The organism is Bradyrhizobium sp. STM 3809 (assembly GCF_000239795.1).
GTDB lineage: Bacteria > Pseudomonadota > Alphaproteobacteria > Rhizobiales > Xanthobacteraceae > Bradyrhizobium.
On sequence record NZ_CAFJ01000430.1, the window covers coordinates 1 to 946 of the forward strand.

Consider the following 946-nt stretch of genomic DNA (forward strand, 5'->3'; position numbering starts at 1 on the left):
GGGTCGGGGGTTCGGAGTCCTCCCCCCGCCTACCACGTGTGACCAGCTGTTGTAGCTGGCATCAGGGAACACTCCTTTCCGAGTAAAGCAGTTTTCCCGAGTAGAGCACTCAGCTTCTCCTTCACTTGAATCTCAAATCCTTCCCGGAGTCCGTTCGGTAGACCGTGACGGTGTGCACGAGAGCACGTGTCCATGCCGAGGTTTTTTCATCGGCGACTGGTGGGCAGATTAAGGATGCGCTCTTTGGTTGCGCGGTTCATGGCATCCGACCGCGCCTTCGGAAAAAGCGCGCGAGGCAGAAGGCGGAACCGGGATCACCGCGACCCCGGCCGCGTGCAGAAGATAATCTGCGAAGGTCGTATCGTCTTCACGACGCGGTGCTCCGGCGTGTCCTTGCCGATGAGGCCTGCGCAACTCGCGAACGTGGGGAAGGCTGCCTTCGGGGACACGGCGGCTGATGCCTTCGATGCCGTTCAACGCGTTGACGACGAGGTCGCGCCGCTGCTGAAACGAGCAGCAGCGGTCGGCGACGACATCCTGCGGTCCTGTCAGCGCCTCGATTGCAGGAGGAAGATGCGAGCCTGTCCGACTTCCTGTCGACCCGTTAAGGTAGCCGGCTAGCCAGGGAGGCCCGTAGCACCGAAACGGGTGACTTTGTCGCACGGTTTGCTAGCAAGAAGGCGGCATGAACGTATCTTGTCCCGCGGTATCGATGCGCGGCGTCCTGAGTTCAACACCAACAGGGGGAGTTTGAGAATGGTTAATCGTCGCGACATCGGATCGCTCGTGGGACTTGGCGCAGCCGCTGCTGCACTCGCAGCCGGCTCGGTGGCATCGCCGGCCCTCGCGCAGTCGCAGCCGGAGAGCACCTTCGCGCAAATTCGCAGGACGAAGAAGCTTCGGATTGCCGGCATCGTCGGCACCGAGCCCTATTACCACAAGGACA

The 946-nt window shown here is 61.6% G+C and carries 1 pseudogene; it reads left to right on the top strand.

The annotated features are described in order from the left end of the window. Positions 1 to 756: 756 nt before the first annotated feature. Positions 757 to 946, top strand: a pseudogene (locus BRAS3809_RS35020) (transporter substrate-binding domain-containing protein); the annotation flags it as partial.